General features: G+C 76.1%; 24 protein-coding genes. 14 read left to right on the top strand and 10 right to left on the bottom strand.

What is annotated here, in order from left to right; translation table 11 throughout:
• Window positions 1-115 precede the first annotated feature (115 nt).
• On the top strand, window positions 116-856 hold the full coding sequence (locus BM165_RS01835; protein ID WP_075011795.1) for an enoyl-CoA hydratase/isomerase family protein: 741 nt from the start codon (window positions 116-118) through the stop codon (window positions 854-856).
• Window positions 857-862: 6 nt separating this feature from the next.
• On the opposite strand, the gene BM165_RS01830 is transcribed toward BM165_RS01835, so the two are convergent.
• From BM165_RS01830 to BM165_RS01810, 5 genes are all read right to left on the bottom strand, one after another.
• A complete protein-coding gene (locus tag BM165_RS01830) occupies window positions 863-2,026 on the bottom strand; it encodes an MFS transporter (protein ID WP_075011794.1) in 1,164 nt (387 codons plus the stop codon).
• A gap of 42 nt (window positions 2,027-2,068) precedes the next feature.
• On the bottom strand, window positions 2,069-2,401 hold the full coding sequence (locus BM165_RS01825; RefSeq protein WP_075011793.1) for a hypothetical protein: 333 nt from the start codon (window positions 2,399-2,401) through the stop codon (window positions 2,069-2,071).
• Window positions 2,402-2,453: 52 nt separating this feature from the next.
• Window positions 2,454-2,696, bottom strand: coding sequence for a hypothetical protein (locus BM165_RS01820; protein WP_075011792.1), 243 nt, complete (start codon window positions 2,694-2,696; stop codon window positions 2,454-2,456).
• 70 nt (window positions 2,697-2,766) lie between these two features.
• Window positions 2,767-5,124, bottom strand: coding sequence for an alpha-galactosidase (locus BM165_RS01815; RefSeq protein WP_083426938.1), 2,358 nt, complete (start codon window positions 5,122-5,124; stop codon window positions 2,767-2,769).
• A gap of 51 nt (window positions 5,125-5,175) precedes the next feature.
• On the bottom strand, window positions 5,176-5,955 hold the full coding sequence (locus BM165_RS01810; RefSeq protein ID WP_075011791.1) for an alpha/beta fold hydrolase: 780 nt from the start codon (window positions 5,953-5,955) through the stop codon (window positions 5,176-5,178).
• A 117-nt stretch (window positions 5,956-6,072) separates the two neighbouring features.
• Between BM165_RS01810 and BM165_RS01805 the strand changes: the two genes are divergently transcribed.
• The 7 genes from BM165_RS01805 (at window position 6,073) to BM165_RS01780 (ending at window position 12,766) form a co-directional block, all read left to right on the top strand.
• Complete coding sequence (locus tag BM165_RS01805) at window positions 6,073-7,047, top strand: zinc-binding dehydrogenase (RefSeq protein ID WP_075011790.1); 975 nt, start codon at window positions 6,073-6,075, stop codon at window positions 7,045-7,047.
• Between the two features lie 300 nt (window positions 7,048-7,347).
• Window positions 7,348-9,381, top strand: a complete 2,034-nt coding sequence (locus tag BM165_RS01800) for an ABC transporter ATP-binding protein (RefSeq protein ID WP_075011789.1) — start codon at window positions 7,348-7,350, stop codon at window positions 9,379-9,381.
• Between the two features lie 111 nt (window positions 9,382-9,492).
• Window positions 9,493-9,900 (top strand): YciI family protein, encoded by a 408-nt coding sequence (locus BM165_RS01795; RefSeq protein ID WP_075011788.1) that lies wholly within the window; start codon window positions 9,493-9,495, stop codon window positions 9,898-9,900.
• Window positions 9,897-11,051 (top strand): RNA polymerase sigma factor, encoded by a 1,155-nt coding sequence (locus BM165_RS01790; RefSeq protein WP_244273961.1) that lies wholly within the window; start codon window positions 9,897-9,899, stop codon window positions 11,049-11,051. The genes BM165_RS01795 and BM165_RS01790 overlap by 4 nt, the downstream gene beginning before the upstream one ends.
• Window positions 11,052-11,114: 63 nt before the next feature.
• The gene (locus tag BM165_RS24595; RefSeq protein ID WP_177225061.1) at window positions 11,115-11,285 is read left to right on the top strand and encodes a hypothetical protein; all 171 of its coding nucleotides are present in this window, start codon (window positions 11,115-11,117) and stop codon (window positions 11,283-11,285) included.
• Between the two features lie 18 nt (window positions 11,286-11,303).
• Window positions 11,304-12,587 (top strand): glycerophosphodiester phosphodiesterase, encoded by a 1,284-nt coding sequence (locus BM165_RS01785; protein WP_075011787.1) that lies wholly within the window; start codon window positions 11,304-11,306, stop codon window positions 12,585-12,587.
• Window positions 12,584-12,766, top strand: a complete 183-nt coding sequence (locus tag BM165_RS01780; protein WP_075011786.1) for a hypothetical protein — start codon at window positions 12,584-12,586, stop codon at window positions 12,764-12,766. The genes BM165_RS01785 and BM165_RS01780 overlap by 4 nt, the downstream gene beginning before the upstream one ends.
• Before the next feature lie 4 nt (window positions 12,767-12,770).
• Here BM165_RS01780 and BM165_RS01775 read toward each other — a convergent pair whose 3' ends face one another.
• From BM165_RS01775 to BM165_RS01765, 4 genes are all read right to left on the bottom strand, one after another.
• Complete coding sequence (locus BM165_RS01775) at window positions 12,771-13,625, bottom strand: LLM class flavin-dependent oxidoreductase (protein WP_143107972.1); 855 nt, start codon at window positions 13,623-13,625, stop codon at window positions 12,771-12,773.
• Between the two features lie 23 nt (window positions 13,626-13,648).
• On the bottom strand, window positions 13,649-14,116 hold the full coding sequence (locus tag BM165_RS24090) for a hypothetical protein (RefSeq protein ID WP_143107971.1): 468 nt from the start codon (window positions 14,114-14,116) through the stop codon (window positions 13,649-13,651).
• Window positions 14,117-14,221: 105 nt separating this feature from the next.
• Window positions 14,222-15,430 carry a phosphoglycerate dehydrogenase gene (serA, locus tag BM165_RS01770; protein WP_075011785.1) on the bottom strand — a complete coding sequence of 403 codons (1,209 nt, stop codon included), beginning with the start codon at window positions 15,428-15,430 and terminating at the stop codon, window positions 14,222-14,224.
• A gap of 181 nt (window positions 15,431-15,611) precedes the next feature.
• A complete protein-coding gene (locus tag BM165_RS01765) occupies window positions 15,612-17,279 on the bottom strand; it encodes a bifunctional metallophosphatase/5'-nucleotidase (protein ID WP_075011784.1) in 1,668 nt (555 codons plus the stop codon).
• 485 nt (window positions 17,280-17,764) lie between these two features.
• Between BM165_RS01765 and BM165_RS01755 the strand changes: the two genes are divergently transcribed.
• Window positions 17,765-19,894, top strand: coding sequence for an MMPL family transporter (locus tag BM165_RS01755; RefSeq protein ID WP_075011782.1), 2,130 nt, complete (start codon window positions 17,765-17,767; stop codon window positions 19,892-19,894).
• Window positions 19,895-19,900: 6 nt separating this feature from the next.
• On the opposite strand, the gene BM165_RS01750 is transcribed toward BM165_RS01755, so the two are convergent.
• The gene (locus BM165_RS01750) at window positions 19,901-20,176 is read right to left on the bottom strand and encodes a hypothetical protein (protein ID WP_075011781.1); all 276 of its coding nucleotides are present in this window, start codon (window positions 20,174-20,176) and stop codon (window positions 19,901-19,903) included.
• Between the two features lie 221 nt (window positions 20,177-20,397).
• On the opposite strand from BM165_RS01750, the gene BM165_RS24590 reads away from it, so the two are divergent.
• The 5 genes from BM165_RS24590 (at window position 20,398) to BM165_RS01725 (ending at window position 25,269) form a co-directional block, all read left to right on the top strand.
• Complete coding sequence (locus tag BM165_RS24590) at window positions 20,398-21,366, top strand: hypothetical protein (RefSeq protein WP_075011780.1); 969 nt, start codon at window positions 20,398-20,400, stop codon at window positions 21,364-21,366.
• A 193-nt stretch (window positions 21,367-21,559) separates the two neighbouring features.
• Window positions 21,560-21,742 carry a hypothetical protein gene (locus tag BM165_RS01740; RefSeq protein WP_244273960.1) on the top strand — a complete coding sequence of 61 codons (183 nt, stop codon included), beginning with the start codon at window positions 21,560-21,562 and terminating at the stop codon, window positions 21,740-21,742.
• The gene (locus BM165_RS01735) at window positions 21,739-22,569 is read left to right on the top strand and encodes a hypothetical protein (RefSeq protein ID WP_075011778.1); all 831 of its coding nucleotides are present in this window, start codon (window positions 21,739-21,741) and stop codon (window positions 22,567-22,569) included. Before BM165_RS01740 ends, BM165_RS01735 begins: the two co-directional genes overlap by 4 nt.
• Window positions 22,569-24,365, top strand: coding sequence for a fumarate reductase/succinate dehydrogenase flavoprotein subunit (locus BM165_RS01730; RefSeq protein ID WP_177225060.1), 1,797 nt, complete (start codon window positions 22,569-22,571; stop codon window positions 24,363-24,365). Before BM165_RS01735 ends, BM165_RS01730 begins: the two co-directional genes overlap by 1 nt.
• A gap of 73 nt (window positions 24,366-24,438) precedes the next feature.
• A complete protein-coding gene (locus BM165_RS01725; RefSeq protein ID WP_075011777.1) occupies window positions 24,439-25,269 on the top strand; it encodes a succinate dehydrogenase/fumarate reductase iron-sulfur subunit in 831 nt (276 codons plus the stop codon).
• The last annotated feature ends 79 nt before the right edge of the window (window positions 25,270-25,348 follow it).

The raw sequence follows: 25,348 nt of genomic DNA, 5'->3' as shown, positions 1-25,348 counted from the left end.
CGTGACGGTCCCCTCACCGGGGTGTGCCCGGGCGGCGGAACGTACGCCGGGGGCGGCACCGGGACAACCACCTCCGTGCCGGGCAGCGCCGCCTCCCTGCGGGCATGATGGCCCGGTGCTGGTCACCAAGGACCACGGCGACGTCACGGTCCTGCGCATCGAGCACGGCCGGGTCGGCGCCCTCGACGTGGAGCTGCTCGACGCCCTCACCGGCGCCGTCACCGCGTCCGACCGGGCGCTGGTGATCACCGGCAGCGGCTCGTCGTTCTCCGCCGGGGTGGACCTGCGCCGCGTCCTCGACGGCGGCCGGCCCTACACCGCGGAGCTCCTCACCGCGCTGTCCCGGACGTTCCGCGCCGTGTTCGACCACCCGCGGCCGACGGTCGCGGCGGTGAACGGGCACGCCATCGCCGGCGGGTGTGTGCTCGCGCTGGCCTGCGACGTGCGGCTGGTGTCGGCCGGGCGGATGGGGCTGACCGAGCTGGTGGTGGGCGTCCCCTTCCCGGCGGCCGCCCTGGAGATCGCCCGCCACGCGCTCGGCCCCCGTGCCGGCCGGGTGGTGCTCGGCGCCGAGGCCGTGGAGCCCGAGCAGGCGCTCGCCCTGGGGATGGCCGACGAGCTCCCCGGACCCGCCGACCTGCTCCCGCGGGCGCTCGCGCTGGCCGGCGAGGCGGCCGCCCGGTCGCCGGAGGCCTACCGGATGGCCAAGGCGGCCCTGCACCGTCCCGCCGACGCCGCCATCGACGCCACCATCGACGCCACCGCCGGCGGCGACGCCGCCGTCCTCGCCGGCTGGACCTCCGACGACACCCGGCGGCGGATCGAGGCCGCGCTCGCGTCGCTGTCCCGGCGGTAGGGGGCCTCAGCGGCCGACGGTGAGCGTGACCAGGTACGCGACCAGCCCGAGGACCAGGCACCCGAGCACGGCCGGGGCGTAGGAGCCGGTGGCGTCGACGGTCACCCCGGCGAGCGGAGCGCCCACCGCCGACCCGAGACCGGCGCTGGTGTAGAGCACGCCCAGCAGCCCGCCCAGGCGGGTGGTGCCGAAGCGCTCGGCGACGACCGCGGGGCCGAGGGCGACGAAGCCGCCGTACCCGACGCCCAGCACCACGGCGAAGGCGAGCAGCAGGCCGTAGCCGCCGCCGAGGAGCCACAGCGCGAAGCTCGCGCCCATGGTGAGGAAGCACCCCTGGAAGGCGCGCAGCGCGCCGGTGCGCGCCGCGACCACCCCGAGCACCAGCCGGCCGGCGGTGCTGGCGGCGCCGATCACCCCGACCAGTGCCGCCGCCGCGACCTGGTCGGCCCCGGCCGCGACGGCGTACCCGGGCAGGTGCACGAAGGGGACGAACAGCGCGACCGACAGCAGCCCGGACGCCAGGTACAGCCGCCGGTAGTCGCGGTTGCGCACGGCCTCCCCCAGCGTCAGCGCCGCCGGCCCGGTCTGCACCGGCGGGCGGGTGACCACCGCCGCGCAGACCAGGAGGACGGCCGCGCCGGCCCCGCCGAGCAGCAAGTGCGTGGTGCGCCACCCGACCTCGTCGATGAGCAGGGCGGCCAGCGGGGCGACGGTGAGGGTGCCCAGGCCGATCCCGGTGACCGCCACCCCGATCGCGAGCGTGCGCCGCCGCTCGAACCACCCGCCGACGACGGCCACCATCGGGACGTAGGCACAGGCCACCCCGATGCCGACGCCGAGCCCGTAGGTGACCAGCCCGATCCACAGCTCGCCGGCGCGCGAGGTCGCGGCCAGCCCCGCGCCGAGGGCGAGCGCCCCGACGAGCAGCACCCGCCGGGGCCCGTAGCGGTCCACCGCGACCCCACTGAGAGCACCGAGGCCGAAGTAGGTGAGCGAGGTCAGCGCGAAGAAGGCCGACGTGGCACCGCGACCGGCCCCGAACTCCTCGGCCATCGGCTCCAGGAAGGCGCCGAAGGAGTAGGCGATCCCGAACGAGGCGAACATCCCGGCGAACGCCGCGGCGACCATCCCCCAGCCGCGGGCGGAGTCGACCGGCGCCGGGGCTCGCATGCCGGAGGACGATACGAGGCCGGGACGTCCCCGGTCGGGCCGTCAGAGCTGCAGGACCTGCGCGGCGAGGACGTAGGCCGCGGACACGGCCTCCGGGTCGTGCAGGTCGCAGCGGTCGCCCGTCGTGGCCCGGGACCGTGCACGGATCGCGGCGCCGGGGTCCGCCGTGACCAGGTCGGCGCACAGCCCGGCGACGACGGCCCGCCTGTCGTGGGCGTCCAGCCCGTCGAGGGCGAGGCCGTCGTCGAGCAGGGTGGCCGCCTCCCGGAACACCTCGCGGGCCGACTCGGGGTCCCCCCCGGGCCGCGCCCGGGCCACCGCGTCCGCCGCGGTCAGGAACTCCTCGAGCGGCGGCCCCGCGCTGCTGTCCGGCACGGCGCGGAAGCTCCTCGCGCGCCGCCGTCCCGGCAAGGGGTTCCAGCAGCGCTCAGTCGAAGACGTCCCAGAGGCTGCCCGCCGTGTTCCACGGCCGCCCGCCGCCGTTCTCCGGCTCGGGCAGGGCGTGCCGGACCAGGAACAACCCGACCACGAAGGGCAGGATCCCGACCCCGAAGCCGATGCCGCCGAGCACGGCACGTCCGGGGTCGACGATCGCCAGCACCATCCCGCCGATCGACACCGCCAGCCCCACCACGATCCACACGACGCCCCACACCGTCCGCGCCCGCATGACACTCCTCCCGTCGGAGCGCAGGACTGTCACACACCGCGACGGTCCGCGGGGGGCCGGCGCGTCTGGCTCAGTCCTCCGTCACGGCCGTGGCGCGGACCAGGAGGACGTGCTCGGGGTGCATCGGCGGGACCTGCAGCCCCGCGAGGGCGAGGCTGCGGCCGGTCAGCACGACGCCGGCGTCGTCGGCGCACCAGGGCGGCAGGCCCGGCCAGCCGCCGCCGGTGTCGGTGCCCGGCGGCTGCAGGCGCACGCGGTACCGGCGATCGGGGTGCAGGCCGGGCAGGCGGGCGGGCCCGGGCGGCCAGGTGACCGAGCGGCCGACGGCGACCAGCGCGTACAGGGCGTCGTCGTGCCCGGGCACGACGACGCCGTGCACCTGCACGTGCGGGTCGGGGTGGTCGCCGTTGACGACGGTCCCGGTGTGCAGCAGCGGACGGAGCTGCTTGTGCAGCGCGATCCACGCGGCCAGCTCCTCCTGCTCGCCCGGTGAGGCGGCGGCGAGGTCCCACTCGACGCCCATGTGTCCCCACAGCGCCGTCCCCGCGCGGAAGGACAGGTCGTGGGTGCGGCCGGTGGTGTGCGACCGCGGCGGCCCCACGGGGGTGCCGACCAGCTCGGGCGGCAGCAGCAGCTGCGTCCAGCGCTGGATGCCCTGCCGCTCGAGCGCGTCGTTGGTGTCCGACGCCCACACCCGGTCGGTGCGCTGCAGGATCCCCAGGTCCACCCGCCCCCCGCCGGAGGCGCAGGACTCGATCTCCAGGCCGGGGTTGGCCGCGCGCAGCTCGTCGAGCAGGCGGTAGGTCGCCCGGGTCTGGGCGTGCACCCCCGGCTCGCCTCCGGGCGTGTGGCCGGCGTCGACGAGGTAGCGGTTGTGGTCCCACTTCAGGTAGGCGATCGCGTACTCGTCGAGCAGCGCCTGCAGGTGCGAGCGCACGTGCTCGTGGGCCTCCGGGTGGGCCAGGTCGAGCACGTGCTGGTTGCGGGACGGGTCGCCGACCCGCCCGCCGGCGCTGAACAGCCACTCCGGGTGGGCACGGGCCAGCTCGGAGTCGAGGTTGACCATCTCCGGCTCCACCCACAGCCCGAACTCCATGCCGAGCTCGCGCACCCGGTCGACCAGCGGGTGCAGGCCGTCGGGCCAGACGTCGGCGGAGACCCGCCAGTCCCCCAGCCCCGACGTGTCGTCCCGCCGCGAGCCGAACCAGCCGTCGTCGAGGACGAACCGCTCGATCCCGAGCCGCGCGGCGATCCCGGCGAGGCCGGTGAGCCGCTCGACGTCGTGGTCGAAGTACACCGCCTCCCAGGTGTTCAGCGTGACCGGACGCGGGCGGGCCGGGTGGTCCGGCCGGGCGCGCAGCCAGGCGTGGAAGCGGCCCGCGACGGCATCGAGGCCCTGCCCGTGGGAGGCGTACAGCCACGGCGAGCGGTACGCCGCGCCGGGCGCCAGTTCCACCTCGCCGGCCAGCAGCAGCTCGCCGGCACCGAGCACCCGGGCCCCGTTGTGCAGCCGCTCGGCGTCGTGCACCTGGTTGCCCGACCAGCCCAGGTGCACCGCCCACACCTCGCCCGCGCGGGACGAGAAGCCGGGGGTGCCGGCGCAGAGCAGGTGCACCGCGTCGAGGCCGGTGCGGCCGGTGCGCACCTCCCGCGCGTGCAGGCCCGCGGCGAACGGGGTGCGCTGCGGCACCCGCTCCAGGGTGTGCCGGCCGGTGAAGTCCAGCAGCTCCCCGGCCTCCGGCGGCACCGGCAGCACCAGGCGCAGCGCGTCGAGGCGGTACGGCTCGACGCCGTCGGTGTTGGTCACCTGCGCCCGGGTCCGGAGCAGGCCCGACGGCGTGAGCTCCAGCTCGAGCAGCACCTCCAGCCGGGCGACCGGGTCGCCGGCGCGGGCGGTGAGCCGGGCGGTCCCGTCACCGGCCGTCGTGACGTCCTGGTCGCGCAGGCGCAGGGTCGGCGACCAGTCCCGGCCGGCGCGCGACCCCTCCAGCCCGGGCCGGCCGACCCAGCCCCGGGCGTGCTCCGGCAGCGGGGTCAGCTGACGCACGACGTCGGTCGGGTGGTCCCCCACCGACGGCACCGCGGCCAGTGCCAGAGCCGCGAGGTCGCGGGCGTCGAGGTCGCCCAGGTCGGCGCCCCAGTGCACGACCTGCGGCAGGAGGCCACCCACCGGGTCGAGGGCGAGCACGACGCTCACGCCGGCCGCCCGCCAGTGCACGAACCGGTCGGCGGCGGCCGGCGCGGGTGTCACCGGCTCGGTGCTCCGGCGCTCGGTCGCCGCCTCGCTGGCGGTGGGGGGCGTCGGTGCGGTGCGGGACGTGCTGGTCAGGGTGCTCTCCGGGGTCAGGTCGGCCGGACGTCCGCCGCTGCGGTGGTCCTCGCCGGCGGGCGGGCCGGCGGACGTGCGCCGGCGGGCGGTTCCCCGCATTGTCGCCCACCGCCCCGTGGTGGCCGGCGACCTCGCCCGCGACTCCCCGGGTCAGCGGGCGCGCGCGGCCCGCGCCAGCCACTCGGTGAGCAGGGCGCGCAGCAGGTCCGGCTGCTCGTGGGGCAGCGCGTGGCCCGCGTCGTCGAGCACGGCCAGCGTGGCGTGCGGGTGGCGGCCGGCGAGGTCGGTGGCGGCGGCCGAGCCCACCGTCGAGTCCAGCCGCCCCGCCACGACCAGCACCGGGCCCGGGTACGCCTGCCCGGGGTCGGGGGCGAGCTCCCACCGCTCGCCGATCCGCTCGAGGGCCGGGTGGTCCACGAGGGCGGCGGCCGGGGCGACGAACCGCTCGTACCGGTCGAGCATCCCGGGGGTCTGCACCACGAAGTAACCGCGGAACCCGTCGTCGCCGAGCGTCCCGGTCCCGGTGACGACGCGGTGCGCCGGGACGTCGCGCACCCCGGTGAGCAGCGGGCAGACGAGGGCCAGGCCGGCGACGCGCTCCGGCCGGCGGGCGGCCATCCCCAGCGCGAGGTACCCGCCCGCGGAGTGGCCGGCGAGCAGGTACCGGGCACTCCCGGCGACCGCGTCGGCGAAGGCGAGCAGCACGCCCACGACGTCGTCGGCGCTGCGCAGGGTCGCGGGCGCGGGGGTGCGGCCCGTGCCGGGCAGGTCGGGGTAGACCCGCCGCAGCCCGGGGACCCCGGCGAGGGCCGGCTCGAAGCAGGCCTCGGCCTCGCGGTGGTCGACGCCGCCACCGTGCAGCACCAGCACCGGCCGGCCGCTCCCGTGCTCGACGGAGTGGACCTCCACGTCGCCGACCCGGGTCCGCACCCCGCCAGCCAACCGTGCCGACGCCCCCCGCGGCAACGACCCGCACCGGACGCGCGCACTCCCGCGGTGGTCCTGCACGCTGGGGCTCCCCGGCACCCAGCAGGACGGAGACGCCTCGTGTGGGCACAGACGCTCAGCGGCCCCTTCCGGTTCGAGCAGGTCGAGGTCGCGGCACCCGACCCCGCCGCCCTGGCGCCCGGTCACGTGCTGCTGGCCCCCCGCGCCGGCGCGATCTGCGGCAGCGACCTGCCCAACTTCCGCGGCGGCCTGTGGCCCCACCCGGCGGCCGAGGACGGCTGGGGTGCCACCCGGGCGCCGGGCTTCCCGATGCACGAGACCGTCGGGGAGGTCGTGGCCAGCAGGCACCCGGGCCACTCCCCCGGTGACCTCGTCGTCGGGTGGGCGTCGATGTTCGACGGCATCGCCGAGCTCGTCGTCACCGACGGCGAGGGCCTGGCCCCCTACGACGCCGCGCTGCCACCCACGACGGCGGTGATGCTGCAGCCGCTGGCCTGCGTGCTCTACGCCGTCGAGCAGCTCGGCGACGTGTCGGGGCAGCGGGTCGCCGTCATCGGCCAGGGCCCGATCGGCCTGCTGTTCAGCTCCGTGCTCCAGGCCCGCGGCGCGGCCCGGGTGACCGGCGTCGACCCGGTCGACCGCTCCGACGACGCGGCCGTCTTCGGCGTCGACGAGGTCGTGACCGCGCGGGCCGAGCGGTGGGCGGCCGGGCTGTCCGACGCCGACCGGCCCTCGGTGGTCGTGGAGGCGGTGGGCCACCAGGTCTCGACGCTGCAGCCGGCGCTGGACGCGGTGGCCCACGGCGGCCAGGTCTTCTACTTCGGCGTCCCCGACGACCCGGTCTACCCGTTCGACATGATGACCTTCCTGCGCAAGAACCTGACGCTGCGCTCGGGTGTCGCCCTGGAGCGGCGCCGGGTGCTCGCCGACGCCGGCACCTACCTCGCCGGCCACCCGGAGCTGCGGGAGCGCTACGTCACGCACGTCCACCCCGTCGCCGACGTGCAGGCCGCGTTCACCGCCGCCATCGCGCCGCGGCCCGGCCAGCTGAAGATCGCCGTCGACATGACCTGACGGCCGCCAGCAGGGGGCGCGAGGGGGGAGGCATCGAGCCGCCTCGGGCACGCATCGGGCCGGGGTCCTGCGGCGTCGTCCACGCTCCCGCGGTCGTGCGGTGCCGCAGGAGCGTGGAGGACACCGCAGGAGCACTGCGCCGGGCGCGGTTCCCGAGGGTGAGCGGACGTGCGCGAGGTCCAGGAGTCACCTCGCTGCCGTACATGACCTGACGGCCGCGGCGGCGGGTGTTCGCCCACGGCGCACCGGCGACCCCGGGGAGCACTGGACTCCCCGCCCCCCGTCCGACAGGGTCTGTCCATGACCGTCGGCCCGCCCGGGCCCGCCCGGGCGGCGGTGGGCGGCGCCGGCGGGAGCGGGCCCGCCGGGGAGCGCGCCGCGGCGCCCGACCGCACCGGGCGGCGGGTCGTGGCCCTGTTCCGCCCCTACCGCCGGCGGGTCGCCGTCGTCGCCGCGGCGATCCTCGTGTCGTCGCTGCTGGGCATCGTGCTGCCGTTCCTCACCCAGGCGGTCTTCGACCGCGCCCTGTTCCCGCGCACGGCCGACGGCTCGATCGGGGAGCCGCGGCTGGGCCTGCTGGTCGCGCTCGTGGCCGCCAGCGTCGGCATCACCCTGCTGGGCGCTGTCCTGGGGGTGGCCACCACCTGGCTGACCACCCGCCTGGGCAACGCCGTCATGCGGGACCTGCGCGACCGGCTGTTCGCCCACCTGCAGCGGATGGAGCTGGCGTTCTTCACCGGCACCCGCACCGGGGAGATCCAGAGCCGGCTGGGCAGCGACGTCGCCGGCGTCCAGTCGGTGGTCACCGACACCGCGTCCTCGATCCTCGGCAACGTCGTGACCGTCCTCAGCGCGCTGGTCGCCATGCTGGTGCTGTCCTGGCGGCTGACGCTGGTCGCGGTGGTGCTGCTGCCGGTGTTCGTCCTGCTGCAGGTGCGGGTCGGCCGGGTCCGGCGCCGCGTCGCCGGCGCCACGCAGCGGTCGGTGGCCGACATGACCGCCATCACCCAGGAGACGCTGTCGGTCAGCGGGGTGCTGCTGGCCAAGGTCTTCGACCGCCAGGACGCCGAGGTGCGGCGCTACGCGGAGGAGAACGCCCGGCAGGCCGACCTGCAGGTGCGGCAGACCATGACCGGCCAGTCCTTCTTCGCCACCGTCCAGGCCTTCTTCGGGCTCACCCCGGCGCTGGTGTACCTGGTGGCCGGGCTGTCGATCGGCGGCGTCTTCCTCGCCGGGGGCGCCGACACGCTCACCGCCGGGACGATCGTGGCGTTCACGACCCTGCAGACCCGGCTGCTGTTCCCCGTGGTCGCGCTGCTGCGCGTCGGGGTGGACGTGCAGACCTCGCTCGCGCTGTTCGAGCGCGTCTTCGAGTACCTCGACCTCGAGCCCGCGATCGAGGACCGGCCCGGCGCGCTCGACCTGCGGAAGGAGGACGTGGCCGGCCACGTGGCCTTCGAGGACGTGCGGTTCCGCTACGCGACCGGCGACCGCGCGGCCGCCGACGGGACGCAGCCGTGGGTGCTCGACGGGGTGACCCTCGACGTCCCCGCCGGGTCGCTGGTCGCCTTCGTCGGCCCCAGCGGCGCCGGCAAGACGACGGCGTCCTACCTGGTGCCGCGCCTCTACGACGTCGACGGCGGCCGGGTGACCCTCGACGGCCACGACGTCCGCGACCTGACCCGGGCGACGCTGGCGCGCGCGGTCGGCGTCGTGACGCAGGAGTCCTACCTCTTCCACGCCTCGGTGCGGGACAACCTGCGCTACGGCCGCCCGGACGCCACCGATGAGGAGGTCCGGGCCGCGGCCCGCGCGGCCAACATCGACGAGCGGATCGAGCGGCTGGCCGAGGGCTACGACACGACCGTCGGCGAGCGCGGCTACCGGCTCTCCGGCGGTGAGAAGCAGCGCCTGGCCATCGCGCGGGTGCTGCTCGCCGACCCCCGCGTGCTCATCCTCGACGAGGCGACCTCCGCCCTCGACACGGCCAGCGAGCGGCTGGTGCAGCAGGCTCTCGAGGAGGCGATGCGCGGCCGCACCACCATCGCGATCGCCCACCGGCTGTCGACCGTCCTGGCCGCCGACACCATCTTCGTGCTCGACCGGGGGCGGGTGGTCGAGCGCGGCACCCACACCGAGCTGCTCGACCGCGGCGGCCTCTACGCCTCCCTCTACGCCGAGCAGTTCGGCGGCGGCACGATCGAGGCGCGGTGCGACGACGGCGTCGTCCTGAGCGACGGCGCCGTCCTCCCGCACGACCCGCCGGACGGGTCCCGCCGTCCGGCCCCGGGGACGGTCCCGCCGTCGCCCCTGGTGTCCACCCGGCGGGAGTAGCGCCTGCCGGCGACCCGAGGGCCGTCGCGGACGGATGTCGAGAACGGGGGCCCGGTTTCGTCCCCTGGGTGTCACGGCCACGATGGGCCGTACCTCACCAGGGAGAACGACATGGCCAAGTACCTGCTGCTCAAGCACTACCGCGGCGCGCCGGCGGCGGTGAACGACGTCCCGATGGACCGCTGGACGCCGGAGGAGGTCGACGCCCACGTGCGCTACATGCAGGACTGGGCCACCCGCCTGGAGGGCACCGGCGAGTTCGTGGACGGCCAGGCGCTGTCCGTGGAGGGCACCTGGGTCCGCTCCGACGGCGAGGGCCGCCCGCCGGTCACCGACGGCCCCTTCGCCGAGACCAAGGACCTCGTCGCCGGCTGGATGCTCATCGACGTCGACAGCCACGAGCGGGCGCTGGAGGTCGCCGCCGAGCTGTCCGCGGCCCCGGGTGCGGGCGGGCGGCCGATCCACGAGTGGCTCGAGCTGCGTCCCCTGCTGTCCATGCCCGCGACCATCACGGAGTGACGCCGGTGGACGAGGCCCTTCTGAGGGCGGTCGTCCCCACCGTCATCGGGGTCCTCGTCCGCCGCGGAGCCGACTTCGCGGCGGCCGAGGACGCCGTCCAGGACGCGCTGGTCGAGGCCCTGCGCGTGTGGCCGGACGACCCGCCGCGGGACCCGCGGGCCTGGCTGGTGGCGGTCGCGTGGCGCCGGTTCCTCGACGCCGTCCGCGCCGACACCTCCCGGCGCCGGCGGGAGCTGGTCGTCGAGGAGGAGCCGGCACCGGAGCCGGGCCGGGAGGAGGACGACACGCTCGCGCTGTACTTCCTGTGCGCCCATCCGTCGCTCAGCCCGGCCTCGGCGGTCGCGCTCACCCTGCGCGCGGTCGGCGGGCTGACCACGCGCCAGATCGCGCGGGCCCACCTCGTCCCGGAGGCGACGATGGCCCAGCGGATCAGCCGGGCCAAGCGGACCGTCGCCGGCGTCCGGCTCGACCGCCCCGGCGACGTCGCCACGGTGCTGCGCGTGCTCTACCTCGTCTTCAACGAGGGCTACACCGGCGACGTCGACCTCGCCGCCGAGGCGATCCGGCTCACCCGCCGGCTGGCGGCGGCCGTCGACGACGCGGAGGTGTCGGGCCTGCTCGCGCTCGTGCTGCTGCACCACGCGCGGCGCCCCGCCCGGACCCGGCCCGACGGCAGCCTCGTGCCCCTGGCCGAGCAGGACCGCGGGCTGTGGGACACGCGGCTGGTCGCGGAGGGCGTCGCGGTGCTGCAGGCCGCCCTGGCCCGCGACCGGCTCGGCGAGTACCAGGCCCAGGCCGCCGTCGCCGCGCTGCACGCCGACGCCCGCACGGCGGCGGAGACCGACTGGGTGCAGATCGTCGAGTGGTACGACGAGCTGGTGCGGCTCACCGGCAGCCCGGTGGCCCGCCTCAACCGGGCGGTGGCGGTGGGTGAGGCCGACGGGCCGCGGGCGGGGCTGGCGGCGCTGGCCGGGCTCGACCCCGCCCTGCCCCGGCACACCGCCGCCGCGGCCTATCTGCACGAGCGCGACGGCGACCTGGCGACCGCGGCGCGGCTCTACGCCGAGGCGGCCCGGTCGGCGTCCACCGTGCCCGAGCGGGACCACCTGGTGCGCCGGGCGGCCCGGCTCAACGCCGCGCTGCGCGGCTGACCGGCGGGGGGTCCGCTGCGGCCGGGCCTCGCCTGCGCGGCTCCCCGCTGGTTGACTGCCCGCATGGTCTCGCCGCTGCCCGAGCCGGAGCCGGAGCTCGACCCCACCCAGCCGGTGCCCGACGACCCGGCCGAGCTGCTGCCCGACGCTCCCGAGCCGCTGCCGCCCCCGCCGATCGAGGCGACGCCGGACGACCCGGGCGGCGACACCGGCGGCGTGCCCGAGCCCGCCTGACCCCGTCCCCGGCCCCGCGTGGACTTCGCCGACCTGCCCCGGCCCTTCGTCATCGCGCACCGCGGCGGCGCCCTGCAGGTGCCCGAGCACACGATGGAGGGCTACCGCGTCGCGGTCGGCCAGGGTCTGCCCGTCATCGAGCAGGACGTGGCGCGGCTCGCCGACGGCGGGCTCGGCGTCATGCACGACGGCACCGTGGACCGGATGACCACCTCCAGCGGGAACGTCGCCGAGCACACGTCGGTCTCGTGGAAGCAGCTCGACATCGACGCCTCGGCCACGCTGGGCGGCGGCTGGCCCGACGGACTGCGCCCGCCGCTGTTCGACGAGGTGCTCGTGGAGTTCGGCAACCGCGTCCTGCTGTGCGCCGAGGCCAAGAGCGCCGACGCGATGGGGCCCATGGTCGACGCCTTGGACCGGCGGGGCATCGACCCGGCCACGGTGCTCCTGCAGTCCTTCGCCCTCGCCGACTGCCGGCTGGCCCTCGCCCGGGGGTACCGGGTGATCTGGCTCGGCACCACCGACGTCGACCGGGCGGCGGCCGAGGGCGTCGGCTGGATCGGCCCGGAGGCCGGCTCCGTCACCGCGGAGCTGTGCGCCCGCGCGCACGCGGCGGGGATCGAGGTGGCCTGCCACACCGTCAACCGGCGCCACCACCGGGACGCCCTCGTCGCCGCCGGCGTCGACGCGCTCTTCTCCGACGACCCCGTGTACGTCGCCGGGGACGCCGCGCGCCGCACCCGCGACCTGTTCGCCCGGCAGGTGTGGCTGCCGGGCATGCTGCCCGACACCAGCCGCGGCCGGTTCCACCCGGACGACGCGACCTGGGGCTTCGACGTCGCCGAGACCACCGCCTGCACGCTGCTGGGCTTCCTCGCCCCGCCCGACCCGGCGGCGTTCACGCTGCGCCTCGACCTCCGCATCGACGCGACCCGCGGGGACCCGGGCAGCTGCTGCGCGTCGGTGCTGCTCAGCACCGACGACCACCCGTACCGGCCGTCGGCCGACTCCCCCGGGGTCGACGGCTACCTGGTCACCCTGCGGGCCGACGGCGACCTGGAGGTCCGGCGGCTCACCGACGGGGAGGCCACCGTGCCGGCGGCCTCGACGGGCGGCGACCCGCCGGCGCCGGGCACCTGGACATCGCTGCAGGTCACCGTCACCGGCGCGGGGCTGTCCGCGGGCGCGGGCAGCGCCGGGGGGACGGTCACCGTCCCCGACGCCACCCACCGGCCCGTGCCCGTCGTCCACCTCGGCGGCGCCTGCGCCGCCGTCCGCTTCCGCGACGTGGAGGTCTCGTGACCGACCCCGGCGACCCGACCGACCGCCCGGGACACGGACCCGCCGACCCGGACGGCTACCTCGTCGAGCAGGTCCCCGGCGGCTACGGCTGGACCTGTCGGTCCGACGGCCGCACCGCCGGGCCCTTCCCGACCCGGGACGAGGCCGTCGCCTCCGCCGCGTCCGACCGGGCCCCCTGACGGCTCACAGCAGGGGCCGGACCTCCCGGCCGAGGAAGCGCAGGAGGCCGGCCAGGTCCGGCTCGTCCCGGGTCGGGTGGACGGCGACGGAGGTGACGCCGGCGTCCCCGAGCCGGCGGAACGCCGCGGCGACGGTCGCCGCGTCCCCGGCGACGGCGGCCCCCTCCCCCGGCGCCCGGCCCCAGTGCGGCACCTCGCGGTCGACCCGCTCCTGCGCGTCCGGTCCGGTCGCGACGATCACGCTCACCACCACCGGGTGCGGGTCGCCGTCGCGGGCGGCGCGCACCGCGTCGCAGGCGGCGCGGACCTCCTCCTCGGTCATCGCGGTGCCCAGCAGGTTGCCGTCGCCGAGCCGGGCGGCCTGCGTGAGCGACCGCGGCCCCACCCCGCCCAGCATCAACGGCGGTGGCGGGGACGGCGCCCAGCCGAGGGCGACGTCGTCGAGGGTGACGTAGCGGCCCTGGACGGTGACCCGGTCCCCACCGAGCAGCCGCCGCAGCGCGGTGGCGTACTCCTCCAGCAGCGTCAGCGGGGACGCCACCCGGGCACCGGCCTGGCCCATCCACGACTGGACGCCGTGCCCGACGCCGGCGACCAGCCGGCCGGGGAACAGCCGCCCCAGCGTGGCCAGCTCCATCGCGGTGAGGGCGACGTTGCGCAGCGGGGCCGGCAGCAGCCCGATGCCCACCGGGATCGTGCTCGTCCAGGCCAGCGCCGCCGCGGCCGAGGCGATGCCGCTCTGCTCGAAGCAGTCCTCCCACACCCACAGCTCGTCGAGGCCGGCGGCCTCCGCGCCGATGGCCACCTCCCGCAGCCGCTCCGGGGGGAAGGTGGGGACGTACGTCAGGCCGAGTCGCACCGGACCATCCTGGCGTGCGGTCGTCAGGGCCGGGCGGTCAGCCGGAGCAGGACGCCGATCACGACCCCGACCGTGGCGTGCCCGACCACGCCGCGCAGGTGGCTCACCAGCGGGTAGGCGGTCATCGCCGGCAGCGCCGTGCCCTCGTCGACGAGCAGGAAGGCGCCGGCACCGACGAGGGGACCGGCGGCGAGGGGGCGCACGCCCCGGCGCACCAGCGCCGCGGCGAGCACGCCGTAGCCGACACCCAGCGTGCGGTGCACCGCCGTCGCCACCCGGCCCGCCGTCGCACCGTCGAGGTCGCGGCCCGCGGCGCGGCCGAGCTGCTTGCCCAGCTGGACGAGCGTGCCGCCCGGCGCGATCTCCCCCGCCCGCCGCCGGGACGCCTCGCTCTGCCGGTCGTAGACCCAGCCGGTCGCGACGTCCATGGCGTGACTCGCCGCGTACCCCGCGAGCGCTCCGGTCCACGGGGACGGCTGGTCGGCTGCCATGGGGGCACCGTGGCCTCCCGGCCCGGCCGTGGGCGGTGGCCGGCGCCCGCCGCGACCGGGGGACGGCGCGTCCGGACCGCGCGGGGGTGCGCGGTCGACGGATCGTCAGTCGGCCCGGCCGCCGAGGACGGTCAGCCGCAGGGTCTCCGGGAGCGCCCGCAGCGCCGCCAGCAGGTCCGGCGGCAGCGGCGCGCTCACGTCGGTGACGGCGTAGCCGAGCTCGCCGCGGGTGGCCAGCACCTGACCGTCGACGTTGAGCCCGTGCCCGCCGACCAGCGCGTCGACGCGGGCGAGGACACCGGGCACGTTGCGGTGCAGCAACGCGAAGCGCGCCGCCGACGAGCCGTGCAGGACCACGGTGGGCAGGTTGACGCTCAGCGTCGTCGTCCCGGCGGCGGTGTAGTCGACGAGCTTGCCGGCGACGAACCGCCCGATGTCGTGCTGTGCCTCCTGCGTCGACCCGCCGACGTGCGGCGTGAGGATGACGTTGGGCAGGCCGCGCAGCACGGAGGTGAACGCGTCGCCCTGCTCGCGGGGCTCGTCGGGGAAGACGTCGACGGCGGCCCCGGCGACGTGCCCGCTGAGCACGTGCTCGCGCAGCGCCTCGTGGTCGACGACGAACCCGCGCGAGAGGTTGAGGAACAGGCTGCGCCGGCGCATCCGGGCGAACTGCTCGGCGCCGAACATCCCCGCGTTGCCGGCCCGCCCGTCGACGTGCAACGTGACCGTCTCCGCGCGCTCGAGCAGCTCCTCGAGGGTGTCGCAGCGTTCGGCGTTGCCGAGCGCGAGCTTGTCCTCGAGGTCGTAGAACAGCACCCGCATGCCCAGCGCCTCGGCGAGCACCGACAGCTGGCTGCCGATGTTGCCGTAGCCGACGATGCCCAGCGTCCGCCCGCGGACCTCGTGGCTGCCGGCCGCCGACTTGTCCCAGGTGCCGGCGTGCAGCGCGCGGTCCCGGTCGACCAGCCGGCGGGCCAGGACGATGATCTCGGCGATCGCCATCTCGACCACGCTGCGGGTGTTGGAGTACGGCGCGTTGAACACCGCGACGCCGGCCGCTGCCGCCGCGCCCAGGTCGATCTGGTTGGTGCCGATGCAGAAGGCGCCCACCGCTGCCAGGCCGGGACGGGCCCGCGCCACCTCGGCGCTGACCTGGGTCTTGGACCGGATACCCAGCACGTCGACGCCGTCGAGCGCGGCGACGAGGTCGTCCTCGTCGAGCGCCCCCCGCCGCGACTCCACCTCGTAGCCGGCCGCCTCGAGCAGGCCGACCGCCACCGGGTCGATGTTCTCCAGCAGCAGGGCTCTGGGCACGGTGCGCGGACCTCCTCGGGCGCGGGACCGCAGGCCGCGCCCGCCGGTCCGGGACGGTGACCCCACGAGCATCCCAGCGTGCCCGTCGCGGCCGCGCACCGGCCCCGGGAACGCCGACGGCGGGCGCCGCCGGCCCGTGAGGACCGGCGACGCCCGCCGTGTGCTGCGGGTGGGCGGGAGGTCAGCCGACCGTGATCCGGTCGGTCGCCGGCGGGGCCACCGGCTCCCCGGCCAGGTAGGCGATCAGCGCGTCGACGTCGAAGCCGGGCTGGTTCTCGACGTCGGTGCCCTGCGTCAGCACCGTGAAGCCGTCACCGCCCCCGGCCAGGAAGTTGTTCACCGTGATCCGGTAGGTCCCGGCGGGGTCGACGGCCACGCCGCCGATCGTCAGGCTCCCGGGCACCACCGTGCCGGTGGCGTCGTCGACGGTGTAGGCGACCGACGCCGACGGGGCGAGCACCCGACCGAGGGTGAACTGCTGGTCCAGCAGCGCGTACAGCTGCGCACCGGTGAGGTCGAGCGTGGTGAGCAGGTTGTTGAACGGCTGCACCTCGAACGCCTCGCCGTAGGTGACCTCGCCGGCCAGCAGGTCGGCGCGCACGCCGCCGGGGTTCATGAACGCCGCGACGGCGCCCGCCTCGTCGTCGGTGGCCGCCAGCTGCGCATCGGCGATGAGGTTGCCCAGCGACGACTCGCCGAGGACGGCGCCGTACAGGGGCTCCTGCGCGCGGGTGATGTCGGCGGTGACGTCCCCGACCGGCTCGTTCGCGATCGGCGCGGCGATGGCGGCGTACCGGTCGACGAGGGCCTGCACGTCGGCGGCAGGTGCCACGTCCCGGGTGACGACCACGTTCTCGGCGGCCGCGGCCACCACGTCGCCGCTGCGGCGGTCGATGCTCAGGTCGATGTCGGTGATGAGCCGGCCGTTGGACAGCGCCTGGGTGACGAGCTTGCCGTCGACCTCGTTGGCGCCCTCGCAGACGTAGCCGCTGTGCGAGTGGCCGGTCATGACGACGTCGACCGCGTCGGAGATCCCGCGGGTGATGTCGAAGGCCGGGCCGGTCGGGTTGGTGCAGCCGTTGACGTCGGTCCCGGCGGAGCCGCCCTCGTGCAGCGACACCACGATCGTCTCGACGCCCTGGCGCTGGAGCTCGGCGACGTAGCGGTTGATCGTCTGGATCTCGTCGAGGAACTGGACGTCGGCGATGCCGGCGGCCGACACGATGGACGGGGTGCCCTCCAGGACCGCGCCGATGACGCCGATCTCCACGCCGCGGACCTTGCGGACCTCGTACGGGGGCAGGATCGGCTGCTGCGTCCTCCGGTCGACGACGTTGGCGGCCAGCCAGTCGGCGTCGGAGCCCGCGTAACCGTCGCCGTCGAGGCAACCGTCGATGGGGTGGCAGGCGCCGCCGTCGATCACGCGGCGCAGCTCGGCGACGCCCTCGTCGAACTCGTGGTTGCCCACGGTGGCGATGTCGAGGCCGAGGAGGTTCATCGCCTCGACGGTCGGCTCGTCACGGAACAGCGCCGACAGGAACGGGCTGCCGCCGATCAGGTCACCGTTGCTGATCGTCAGCGTGTCCTTGTTCTCCGCCTCCTGCTGGCGCAGGTGGGTGGCGAAGTAGGCCGCGCCGCCGGCGTCGACGGTGGTGGTGGCGCCGGTGGACACCCGCCCGCCCGAGCCCGACGGCGGCGTGAGCGCGCCGTGGAAGTCGTTGAAGGCGAGCAGCTGGACGTCGACCGGCTTGGGCCCGGCCGGCTTGGCGGCGGCGGGGGCGGCGGTCGTGACCGCGAGGACGGACAGGCACGCCGTGGCGGTGAGTGCGACGACGGGACGGGACTTCATGCAGTGATCTCCCTCATGGGGCACAGGCCAGTGCGCAGGAGGCTAGGTGACCCGGGTGGACCGGAGGAAGCCGGGGTGTGAACGGTCCGTCACGGGACCGACACCCTGCCGACACGGCCGGGCGCGCGGCCCCGGTCCGGTCCACGCGCTCCCGGTCACCCCGACGTCGCGGGACCGGTAGCCGTCCTCGCTCCGGTCGGCCAGCACGTGGTCGCCGACGCCCGGAGCCCCGTGACCGTGGCCCGCCGAGGGACCCGGGGCGACCGGCAGGGCGGTCCCGGTGCGTCGTCCGCGAGCGCGGCGCCCGGGACCGGTCACGGTGCGCAAACGGCCGGTGACGTCGGTGCAGCGCACGCCGGGCCCCGCCGCGGGCCGCCGTCCGCGCGCGGAAGTCGGGTGACGGGTCACACCCTCCCTCGCTAGCGTCCGCGCCGCACCGTCGCCGTCCGGGGTGCGGGGGCCCGGCAGACCCGGAGGAGCCCGCCGTGGGCAGGTCGTTCGCGTCCCGTGTCAGCCACCCGCGCCTGAAGTGGGTGGTGCTCGTGGTCTGGCTGGTGCTGGCCGGGGTGTCGGCCCCGCTGGCCGGCGGGCTGACCGACCAGCAGGAGAACGACGTCGCGGCGTGGCTGCCGTCGGACGCGGAGTCGACCCGGGCACTGGAGCGGCAGGTCGACCTGGGCTCGGACCCCGACCTCATCCCCGCGGTGGTGCTCTACGAGCGCACGGACGGGCTGACGCCGGAGGACCAGGCGGCGGTGCAGCAGGACGTCGAGGCCTTCGGCCGCCTGGACGCGCTCGACGGCGCCGTGGTGGGGCCCATCCCGTCCGAGGACGGGCAGGCGCTGCAGCTGGTCGTTCCGCTGAACGTGGGACCCGACGGCTGGGAGGCGATCGCCCCGCTGGTCGACGGGATGCGCGCCGAGGCCTCCGACGGCCCCGACGGGCTGACCGCCTACGTGACCGGTCCCGCCGGCTCCGCGGCCGACTCCTCCGAGGCCTTCGCCGGGATCGACGGCACGCTGCTGATCGCGGCCCTGGGCGTCGTCATCGTGATCCTGCTGCTCACCTACCGCAGCCCGGTGCTGTGGATCCTGCCGATCTTCTCGGCGGTCATCGCCCTGTTCTGCTCGCAGGCGGTGGTCTACCTGCTGGCCCGCTACGCCGACCTCACGGTGAACGCCCAGAGCGCGAGCATCCTCACCGTCCTGGTGGTCGGCGCGGGCACCGACTACGCCCTGCTGCTGGTCGCGCGGTACCGGGAGGAGCTGCGGCTGCACACCGACCGGCACGAGGCCATGACCGAGGCCGTGCACCGGGCCGGGCCGGCCGTCCTGGCCAGCGGCGGCACCGTGGTGCTGGGCATGCTGTGCCTGGTCGCCGCGCAGATGAACTCGACCGCGGGCCTGGGCCCGGTCGCCGCCATCGGCGTCGCCGTCACCCTGCTCGTGCTCATGACGCTGCTGCCGTCGCTGCTGGTCATCTGCGGCCGCTGGGTGTTCTGGCCGGTGCGGCCGAGCTTCGGCAGCGCCGAGCCGAGCGCGACGGGGATCTGGGCCCGCGTGGGTGCCGCGATCCGGCCGCGCCCCCGGGCCACCTGGGTGGTCACGAGCGTGCTGCTCCTGCTCGCCTGCCTGGCCGTGACCCGGCTCGACCCGAGCGGGCTGACCCAGGCCGAGAGCTTCCGCGGGACCCCGGAGTCCATCGCGGGCGACGCCGCGGCGGCCCGGCACTTCCCCGCCGTCGCGGGCAACTCCGTCTACGTCGTGACGACGGCCGACACCGCCGACGAGGTCGCCGACGCCGTGGCCGCGACCGACGGCATCGCCCAGGTCGGGGACCCGCAGGTGGTCGGGGACGACGCGCTCGTGGAGGCCTCGCTGGCCGACCGCTTCGACAGCGCCGCCGCCTACGCCACCATCGACCGGCTGCGCACCGCGCTCGACGACGCCGGCGACGGCCAGGCGCTGGTCGGCGGGAACACCGCCCTGAACCTCGACGTCCAGAACGCCTCGCAGCGGGACAACCGCGTGGTCATCCCGCTGATCATGCTCGTCGTCCTGGCGGTGCTCGCCCTGCTGCTCCGGGCGCTGGTGGCCCCGTTGCTGCTGATCGCGACGGTGGTGCTGTCCTACGGCGCCGCCCTCGGCCTGAGCGCCCTCGTCTTCGACTGGACGATCGGCGTGACCGCGACCGACAGCTCCTTCCCGCTGTTCGTCTTCGTGTTCCTCGTCGCGCTCGGCATCGACTACAACATCTTCCTGATGACCCGGGTGCGGGAGGAGGCCGCCGACCACGGCACCCGGCGCGGCGCGCTCGTCGGGCTGGCCGCCACCGGCGGGGTCATCACCTCGGCCGGGCTGGTGCTCGCGGCGACCTTCGCGGTGCTGGGCACCCTGCCGCTGACCTTCCTCACGCAGCTCGGCGTCGCCGTCGCCCTGGGGGTGCTGCTGGACACGATCGTCGTCCGCTCGGTGCTGGTCACCGCCCTGACCCTCGACGTCGGCCGGTGGATGTGGTGGCCCAGCCGGCTGGCGCGGCGTCCCGACGAGCCCGAGGTGCCCGCCGCCGGGGTCGCCGCGGCCCCGGCGCCGTCGCAGGCCCCGGTCGGGAGCTGACGCCGGTCAGCGGCCGGGCGGGCCCCCGCACGTCTCCGGCCCCGGCGCCGTCGCAGGCCCCGGCGCCGCGGCCGGGGAGTCCGCGGTGCGCCGGGTCGGCCGGGCCGCCAGCCAGGCCTGCCAGTCGGCGCGCTCCCCTGCCCCGCCGCGCGCCAGCGCGGCGAGCAGGAGGACGACGCCGGCCGCCATGAGGACCAGCACCCCGGCGAGGACCTCCTCCCACCCCGACCAGGGCGGGACGGTCATGTCGCCGGGAGCCGGCAGCCGGTCGTCGGAGGGCACGGCACGAGCGTGGGGCTCCCCGGCCGTCCCCGGCAGGACGGCGCGCGGCCGACCACCCGCACGGGGGACGTGACGCTCGGCGAGCACCTGCGGCTGCCGGACCCGAACGGGCGGCCCGGTGCCCTCTCCCCGGTGACGTGCCCCCGCTCGCGGGGCGGCCCGGCGTGGGGCGGCCTAGCGTCCGCGCTCCGGACCCGGTACCGCGGAGGGAGGCGGACGCCATGAGCACCGACCTGCACGTCCACGACGGGATCGCTGCCCCCGACCCGGCCGGGTCCGGGCGGCCCGCCGGCCCCGGCGGGCTGGACACCGCCCTCGCGGCGGGCCCGGTGTTCGGCCGGACCGTGGCCGGCTACGACCGGTTCCAGGTGGACGCCTACGTCCGCTGGGCCGAGGACGAGCTCGCCACCGCCGACCGCGCGCACGAGCACCTCGTCGCGCGCCTGCTGCGGACGGAGGCCACCCTCGACGACGCCCGACGACTGCTCGGCCACTCCCCCGACGGCGGGGAGCTGCTGCGCCTGTCGGAGCGGATGGGGGCGCTGCTGGCCGCGGCCGCGGACGAGGCGGCGGCCATCCGGGCCGAGGCGGAGGCCGACCGGGTGGCGGCGGCGACCCTCCGCGCCGAGGCGGAGGCCGACCGGGCCGCCGCGGGGACGTACGCGCGCCGGCTCCTCGCCGACTCCCGCGCACGGGCGCGGGAGTCGGTGGCCGACGCCCGTGCACGGGCCGGTGAGCTGACCGAGGAGGCCGCCGCCCGGGCCGCGGCGACGGTCCGGGAGGCCCGCGCGTCGGCCGCGGTGCTGCGGGAGCAGGCCCGCGCCGCCGGCGAGCGGGCGGCCGCGGAGGCCGGGCGGACCCGGCGGCAGGCGGAGCAGGAGGCGGCCGCCGCCCGGCTGCACGCCCGCGACGACGTCGTCCGTCTCCTCGTCACCGGACGGGACGAGCGGCGCCGGGCCGACGAGGTGGCCGCCGCCGGCCGGACGCGCCTGGACCGGGAGGCCGCGCAGCGCCGGGCCGCGCTCCTGGAGGAGGTGGCGGTCCTTGAGCTCCGGCGGTCCGGGCTCCGGGCCGAGGCGGCAGCGCCGGCCGGGCCGGTCGCCGGTCCCGCCGGCGACGGGCCGGGACCGTCCGTCCGCCGCCTCCTGCGCGGGGTCCGGCGGCGGCCCCGGTCCGTGCCCGTCGCCTGAGACCACGGCTGCACGGCCTCGGGCGGTCGAGGCACCAGCGCGAAGCCCCTTTCCCCCGCTCGACGTCGGTGGTGGACTCCACTCCCGCCGTCGGGGCGGCGCCACGAGCGACCTGGAGGCAGCGATGTCCCTGGAGCAGGACGTAGCGGTGGCTCGCGAGGCCGTCGATGCCCTCGAGCAGGCGTGCGGACCGGTGACGAGACACTTCGGCGACACCGTCGACACCCGGCGGCTGAGGATCGACGTCGCGCGGCTCCGGGACGACCTGGACCTGCTGTGCGGTGCGCGGTTCCGCATCCGGCACGAGCCCCTGGCCACGGTGTACGGCGACGGCGACGACGACGGCATCGGCGGGTCCGGCCGCACGCGCCGGTGACCGCCACCGCGCCGCGCGGCACGGGGGCGGTCACCCCCGGTCGTGGTGACGGCGGGCCGGCCCCGCGGCGGGCGACGATCGCGGCGCGGACGCTGCGCACCGACCGGTGGTGGGTGCAGCCGCTCGTCACCGTCGTCGTGCTCGTGCTGTTCATCGCGTACTCGTCGTTCCGGGCCTTCCAGAACGCGTACTACCACGCCGAGCCCTACATCTCGCCGTTCTACTCCCCCTGCATCACCACCCGGTGCGAGGGCGACAGCTTCCCCGAGTTCTTCACCGGCCCGGCGTGGATATCGCCGGCGCTCTACATCCTCGTGCTGCCCCTGGGCATCCGGCTGACCTGCTACTACTACCGCAAGGCCTACTACCGGTCGTTCTGGCTTTCCCCGCCGGCGTGCGCGGTGGCCGAGCCGCACCGGCGCTACACCGGGGAGACGCGGCTCCCCCTCGTCGGGCAGAACGTGCACCGCTACTTCCTCTACGCGGCGCTGGTGTTCAACGTGATCCTCTTCTACGAGGCCGTCCGCGGCTTCCGCGACGAGACCGGCGAGTGGGGACACATGGGGCTCGGCACGCTGGTCCTGCTGGTCAACGCCGTCCTGCTCTTCCTGTACTCGATCTCCTGCCACTCCTGCCGGCACATCGTCGGCGGGCGGCTGAACGACTTCTCGGAGCACCCGCTGAGGTACCGGGCGTGGACCTGGGTCTCGCGGTTGAACGCCCGGCACATGCAGTACGCCTGGACCTCGCTGTTCGCCGTCGCCTTCGCCGACTTCTACGTCCTGCTGCTCGCCACCGACACGATCCAGGACGTGAGGTTCTTCTGATGGACTTCGAACGGCACGCCTACGACGTCGTGGTCGTCGGGGCCGGTGGCGCGGGGCTGCGGGCCGCCATCGCCGCGCACGAGGCCGGCGCCCGCACCGCCGTCGTCTGCAAGTCCCTGCTGGGCAAGGCGCACACGGTCATGGCCGAGGGCGGCATCGCCGCCGCCATGGGCAACGCCTGGCCGGAGGACGGCTGGCGGGTGCACTTCCGGGACACCATGCGCGGCGGGAAGATGCTCAACCACTGGCGCATGGCCCAGCTGCACGCGCAGGAGGCCCCCGACCGGGTCCGCGAGCTCGAGGACTGGGGCGCCCTGTTCGACCGCACCCCCGACGGGCTGATCAGCCAGCGCGACTTCGGCGGGCACCGCTTCGCCCGGCTGGCGCACGTCGGCGACCGCACCGGCCTGGAGCTCATCCGCACGCTGCAGCAGCGCACCGTCGCCCTCGGCGTCGACGTCTTCATGGAGTGCACGGTCACCCGGCTGCTCACCGACGACGAGGGCGTCACCGGGGCCTTCGGCTACTGGCGGGAGTCGGGCCGGTTCGTCGCCTGGGAGGCGCCGTCGGTGGTGCTGGCCACCGGCGGCATCGGCAAGGCCTACAAGGTCACCTCCAACTCCTGGGAGTACACCGGCGACGGGCACTCGCTGGCGCTGCAGGCCGGGGCCGGGCTGGTGAACATGGAGTTCGTCCAGTTCCACCCGACGGGGATGGTCTGGCCGCCGTCGGTGCGCGGCATCCTCGTCACCGAGAGCGTGCGCGGCGACGGAGGCGTGCTGCGCAACTCGGCCGGCAACCGGTTCATGTTCGACTACATCCCCGACTACTTCCGCAAGGAGACGGCGGAGACCGAGGACGAGGCCGACCGCTGGTACGACGACAAGAAGAACAACCGCCGCCCGCCCGAGCTGCTGCCCCGCGACGAGGTCGCCCGGGCCATCAACAGCGAGGTCAAGGCCGGCCGCGGCTCGCCGCACGGCGGGGTGTTCCTCGACATCGCCAGCCGCCGCCCGGCCGAGTACGTCCGCCGGCGGCTGCCGTCGATGTACCACCAGTTCAAGGAGCTGGCCGACGTCGACATCACCGCCGAGGCGATGGAGGTCGGCCCCACCTGCCACTACGTGATGGGCGGCGTGGAGGTCGACCCGGACACCGCCGCGGCCGGCGTGCCGGGGCTGTTCGCGGCCGGTGAGGTCGCCGGCGGGATGCACGGGTCCAACCGGCTGGGCGGCAACTCGCTGTCGGACCTGCTGGTGTTCGGCCGCCGCGCGGGCGCGGCCGCCGCCGAGCACGCGGCCAAGCGGTCCGGCCTCGTGGCGCTGGCCGAGGAGGCGCTGACCGACGCCGCCCGGGCGGCGCTGGCGCCGTTCGAGCGCGAGGGCGGCGAGAACCCCTACACCGTGCAACAGGACCTGCAGCAGACGATGCACGACCTGGTCGGGATCATCCGCACCGCGCCGGAGATGGAGCAGGCGCTGACGCGGATCGCCGCGCTGCGGGAGCGGGTCGCCGCGCTCTCGGTCGAGGGGCACCGGCAGTACAACCCCGGCTGGCACCTGGCCCTGGACCTGCCGCACCTGCTGGTCGTCAGCGAGTGCATCGCCCGGGCGGCGCTCGAGCGCGAGGAGAGCCGCGGCGGGCACACGCGCGACGACTTCCCCGCCGCCGACCCGGAGTGGGGCCGCACCAACCTGGTCTGCTCGCGGGCGGCGGACGGCGCGGTGACCGTGGCCCGCCGTCCGCTGCCGCAGATGCCGCCCGAGCTCGCCGAGGTCTTCGAGGAGGCACCGTGACCGGGCTCGTGAGGTCACGCGGGGACACAGCACGGCCCGGCACGTGCCCGACGGGCGCCGGCGAGGAGGGGACGTGACGGAGCCGGGCGAACCGAGCCTCGGCGGGACCGACGACGGCCGGGGCAGCGGCGCCGGGAGCGGGGGCGGCGGGGGCTACGACGCCACGTTCCGGGTCTGGCGCGGCGACGCCTCCGGCGGGGACCTGCAGACCTTCACGGTGCCGGTGAACGAGGGCGAGGTCGTCCTCGACGTCATCCACCGGCTGCAGGCCACGCAGGCCGGCGACCTCGCCGTCCGGTGGAACTGCAAGGCCGGCAAGTGCGGCTCCTGCAGCGCGGAGGTCAACGGGCGGCCGCGGCTGATGTGCCTGACCCGGATGAGCACCTTCGCCGAGGACGAGACGGTGACGGTCACCCCGCTGCGGACGTTCCCCGTCATCCGCGACCTGGTCACCGACGTCTCCTACAACTACGAGAAGGCCGCGCAGATCCCCGCGTTCACGCCCCGGCCCCGCGACCCCGACGGCAACCACCGGATGCAGCAGGTCGACGTCGACCGGCCGCAGGAGTTCCGCAAGTGCATCGAGTGCTTCCTCTGCCAGGACACCTGCCACGTCATCCGGGACCACGAGGACAACAAGCGGGCCTTCGCCGGGCCCCGCTTCCTCATCCGGCTGGCCGAGCTGGAGATGCACCCGCTGGACGTGCGCGACCGCCGGGACGCCGCCCAGGACGAGTTCGGGCTCGGCTACTGCAACATCACCAAGTGCTGCAGCGAGGTGTGCCCCGAGGGCATCCACCTCACCGACAACGGCATCATCCCGCTCAAGGAGCGGGTCGCGGACCGGCGCTACGACCCGCTGACCTGGCTGGGCTCCAAGATCGGACGACGCCGGCCGTCGTGACCACCGTCGGCGCCGCGCACCGGACCGCCCCGGCCGCCCGCCCGCGCGGCTAGCGTCGGGCCTGCGCGGGGGCTCAGCC

This window comes from Geodermatophilus obscurus (assembly GCF_900115395.1).
Lineage (GTDB): Bacteria > Actinomycetota > Actinomycetes > Mycobacteriales > Geodermatophilaceae > Geodermatophilus > Geodermatophilus obscurus_B.
Note: the sequence above shows the minus strand (reverse complement) of the source record. Positions and strands in the feature narration are given on the sequence as shown.